Below are 4,196 nucleotides of genomic sequence, written 5' to 3' on the forward strand. Positions count from 1 at the left end.
CCGAAGCACACTCCGCATTCGCGCCACGGAATGGGCATCGACCACCCAAAACGAGATCCGTCAGCGTCAATCGCCGCGCGGCACGCTGAAACATTGGAAAGCCAGCTTCTCAGCCAACTTTCGTGCATAGTTCAGGTTAGCTCCGCGCTTCCGCAAGGGACCGGCATCGAGTTCCGCAAGACCGGAAGCGGCTACGCATGGCGGCCCGTGGCCGGGCTTGCTCAAAGAGCCCCATCATGGGACCCTTTGCTCGAGGCAAGATGACAGCAAGCACTCTCCCCGAAGAACTGCGCTCCTTCGTCGAACACGAGCTGAAATGCGGGCACTATGACTCTCTCGACGACATCGTCGCTGAAGGGCTGCGCGTCCTTTGCGCCCACGAGAAGCTGTTCTCCGAACAAGGGGAAGCTCTTCGTGCGCAGGTGGCCGAGGGCGTCGGTCAAGCCGAACGGGGGGAGCTTATCGATGGCGAAGAAGCTCTCGCCGAGATCGACGCGGCGATCGATCGTGAATTCGGCAGAGGCGATTGAGTTCCAACTACGTTCTTACGCCAGCCGCCAAGAACGACTTCCTCGAGATTCGGCGATATGTTCGCCGGTCCTTCGGCCGGGAGCATGACCAGCGGGTTCGCGCTCAGTTCATCGACTCCTTCGAGCGCTTGGCGCAGAACCCCTTCATCGGAAGAGCCCGACCCGATATTTGGCCCGAACCGTACTTCTTCTGGCCCCTGGGCCCATCGCTCATTGCCTATCACCCGAAAACGAAACCGCTTCGAATTGTGCGGATTGCAAGAGCTTCCCGCGACTGGCGCGAGCTTCAGCCCAGGGCGTAGGGGGCAGGACGCGCCGGAAGATCGGAAGCGGCTAAAGGTGGACGGGAGAGCGACCTCAATCGGGCGCAGATGACCGATCGGCCGGGTGAGTTCGCGCGTGGACTTCTTTCAGCTTCCGGATCGAGACCTGGGTGTAGATCCCGGCGGTGGAGCGCTGGCTGTGGCCGAGGATGGCCTGGATGTGGCGGATGTCGGCGCCGGCGTCGAGCATGAGCGTTGCCATCGTGTGGCGGAAGATGTGGCAGGCACCGGGCTTCTCGATGCCGGCCTTCTCGATCGTCTTCTTCACCAGGTCGGTGAGCCGATTCTTCTTGAAGGGCTCGCCGTACGCGTGGAGGAAGAGCCAGCCTTCGTCGGGCTCGACGACGAGCGAGGGACGCAGCTCCTGGGTGTAGCGGTCGATCCAGCGGCCGGCGCGGTTGCCGAGCGGCACCATGCGGTCCTTCTTGCCTTTGCCCTCGCGCACCATCAGCGTCCCGTTGCGGGGATCGACATCGTAGAGGCGCAGGTGCGCCAGCTCGGACCTCCGGATGCCGGTCGAGTAGAGAGTCTCGATGATGGCGCGATCCCGTACGGCGAACTCGCCGTGAAGCATCGCTTGCGCCAGCACGCGCTCGACCTCCTCGGCCGTCAGGATGTGCTTCGGGAGCCTTCGGTGGACGCGCGGCAGCTCCAGTTCGCTGGCCGGGTTCGAGAGGATGTAGTTCTCGCGGGCCAGCCACTTGAAGAAGGCCTTGAGCGGAGTGAGCCGCTGCTGCTGGGTCGCAAAGCTGAGCGGCTCTCCGTTCGGTTTTCGATAGTGGTACAGATGGCGCCTGTAGCGCTCGAGGATCGGCCGTGTGATGTCTTGGGGCTGGCTCAGGTCTCGCTCGCCACACCAGTGGATGAAGCGGCGGAGCATGCCGTCTCGGATCTCGACGGTGCGCGGCGCCAGGCCCTTCGCCGCCGCGGCCTCGAGGAACTGGGCCAGGTAGGGCGCCATCGCGCTGCCGTCGATCGGATACGGATCGGGCTTCGGCGCGCTGGCGCGCCGCTTCTTGCGCGACATTAGTCGGCGTGCTCAGCTGGGAGTTCTTCCGTGTGGGTACGAACCGATCCGTTGCCGCGCATCGGCCTCGGCCGTGCGTTTTGGGGCCTCGCACCGGCCAAGGACGGAGAAGTCATTTCACCTTGCGCACTTGCGCCGTTTTCAGGCACCGGACCACCCCCGGACCGAGGGCGGACCGGGCCCGGACCGACCCCGGACCGGGGGCCCTTTTCCCCGGACTTCTTTCCGTCGTAGTGCAAGCCGTCGGTGTCGATCAGACCCATCAGGAAGGGGTCGCCCTGCTCTCCTTCGCCTTGGTAGAGCAGCTCGTAGGCGTAGGACTGGCCGCGGCCGCCGCGGTGAACGAGCAGATACTCCATCTCGGCCAGGCGCCCGAGGTGGATCTTCAGCGGCGTGTCGCTGCACTGCGTCGCGTCGCGTAGGTCGCGGCGGCTAAAGCGGAAGGCGGTCGGGTCCACGGCAAGGGCCGTGCAGCGCTCGGCCACCCACGCCGTGATCCCGCGCAGCAGCTCGCGGGTCTTCGGGGGAAGCTCATCGAGGGTTCGGCCGAGCACCTCGTGGGCCAACCGGTTCGCCGTCTCGATGTCGAAGGGCGTCGCCTCGACGTAGCGAAGCGTCCTGTCGCCGCGGCGCACGGTCTGGATCTTCCGCTGGTGCTGGTGCAGCAGCGTGATCGCATCGATCAGCGTCAGGTACTTCTCGTGGTCGCGGCGCGTGCGGGTCCGGTCGTCCACGAACGTCAGGCGCTCGCTGTAGGGGTTCACGACGGCCAGGGGTGCCAGAAGGCGCTGCGCGTTCTGGTGAAGCCCGAGCACCTCGTCCTTCTCCGCCTTGGCAAGGAGGCCCGAGAGTGTGCGCTTGCGGCGCTGGATGGCATGAATCGCCCGCGTCTGCTCCCGGCCCTCGTCGACGGTCAGCACCACGCAGCGGTTCAGAAGCTCCTCATCGAGGTCGATCGCTGTCGTCGTGAGCAGGATCATCACGGGGCCCTTCACCCGGTAGTCGAGGGTCCGCAGCTCTCCCGTCACCGGGTCCTTGCCCGTCGATGCGATCGCGAGCTCCCCCTCCGACTGCAGGAGCTTGAGCGCATAGGAGGCGGAGCTCGCGCCCTCTTCCTCGACGATCGCCAGCACCTTGTGCTGAAGCTCCGTCTCGCCCATGTAGAAGAGCGATTGGCCGGTCATGGCCGAGTACTTCGTGCGGTCCTCCTCGGGGAGAAAGGCCAGCACCGCATCCATCAGCACCGACTTTCCCGCCGCACTCGTCGATTGGATCACGACGGCCAGCGGCGCCTCGAGCTTGCGAGAGACGGCCGCCAGGTAGCCGACGAGCTTATTCGTACGCTCGCCGACGACGCCACAGCGCTCGAAGTCGCGCTCGATCCGCCCGAGAAGATCCGGAGCCCGGAGCAGCTCCAGGGCGGCCGTCGTCTCTTCGTCGCTCAGTACCGGAGTCTTCTCTTCCGCCGCCCTCTCCGCCTCGATCCGCTCGGCTTGAAGGGCTTCGAGCTTCAAGAGGATCCTCCCCAAGTCCCCTCGGATCACATCATCCTTCACCCCGAGTTCCACGGCGGCCTGCTGCGCAAAGGCTCCCCGTGGCCTCTGTTGGTAGAGATCGAAGGTATCGACGTGCATGGCTTGACCGTTCCCACCTAACGCCGGAGACGAGACCAGGAGGTTCACCTTCATCCCGTCGAAGCTCGCGTTTTTCTCCAGCCCTCGAATCCGGTACCGGCGATCGCCCTGCACGATCACGATCTCCTGGCCGTTCACCTCGGCGGGGGTGTCGGGCCTCGGAGCCGGCGGCACGACCACAGCCGGGAGCGGCCCCGGGCTTTCTTCTTTAGCCGCCGGCTCGGGGACCGAAGCGGCGGCTAAAGGAAGAGGTGGCGCAGGTTGCGAAACGGGCGTGTCGGTTTCCACGGCTCGCGTCGTCACCGGCTTCGCCTTCCCTTTCCCCAGCCACTGGGCTGAGCGGATCGCCACACCCAGGCTCTTCGTCGCCGGCCGAACCTCGAGCGCGTACTGATTCGCATCCATCCCCTTCGCGAACTGGATCCGGTAGACGTCGATGCCCTCGGCCAGGAGCTTCTTCGCCAGCTTCTCGGCCGCGGTGTCCCCTGCCCCGTCTCGGTCGTACGCAACGAGCACGCGCTCGATCCCGTGTTTTTCGAAGGCAGCCAGGTGCTCCTTCGTGAAGCCCTCGACCCCGTAGCTCGCCGTCACGTTCCGGTAGCCTGCGCACCAGAAGGTCAATGCATCGATCAACGACTCGCAGAGGATCATCTCCTTCGAGGCTCCCATTGCCTCGTGGTTC

At 65.2% G+C, this 4,196-nt stretch carries 4 protein-coding genes; 2 read left to right on the forward strand and 2 right to left on the reverse strand.

Annotated elements, in window-relative coordinates:
• Positions 1-260 precede the first annotated feature (260 nt).
• Both GY937_21425 and GY937_21430 read left to right on the forward strand, forming a co-directional pair.
• The gene (locus GY937_21425; protein MCP5059274.1) at positions 261-530 is read left to right on the forward strand and encodes a type II toxin-antitoxin system ParD family antitoxin; all 270 of its coding nucleotides are present in this window, start codon (positions 261-263) and stop codon (positions 528-530) included.
• The gene (locus GY937_21430) at positions 527-832 is read left to right on the forward strand and encodes a type II toxin-antitoxin system RelE/ParE family toxin (GenBank protein ID MCP5059275.1); all 306 of its coding nucleotides are present in this window, start codon (positions 527-529) and stop codon (positions 830-832) included. Before GY937_21425 ends, GY937_21430 begins: the two co-directional genes overlap by 4 nt.
• Positions 833-887: 55 nt before the next feature.
• Here GY937_21430 and xerC read toward each other — a convergent pair whose 3' ends face one another.
• A complete protein-coding gene (xerC, locus tag GY937_21435) occupies positions 888-1,880 on the reverse strand; it encodes a site-specific tyrosine recombinase XerC (protein ID MCP5059276.1) in 993 nt (330 codons plus the stop codon).
• Positions 1,880-4,196 (reverse strand): toprim domain-containing protein (locus GY937_21440; protein MCP5059277.1); only part of this gene is annotated, 2,317 nt, incomplete at its 5' end. The genes xerC and GY937_21440, both read right to left, overlap by 1 nt.

This window comes from bacterium, from assembly GCA_024228115.1.
Lineage (GTDB): Bacteria > Myxococcota_A > UBA9160 > UBA9160 > UBA6930.

What these genes read in the sequence shown, in the direction of transcription:
- GY937_21425 (MCP5059274.1), top strand. Translation starts at nt 261, where the DNA reads ATGACAGCAAGCACTCTCCCCGAAGAACTGCGCTCCTTCGTCGAACAC.
- xerC (MCP5059276.1), bottom strand. Translation starts at nt 1,880, where the DNA reads ATGTCGCGCAAGAAGCGGCGCGCCAGCGCGCCGAAGCCCGATCCGTAT.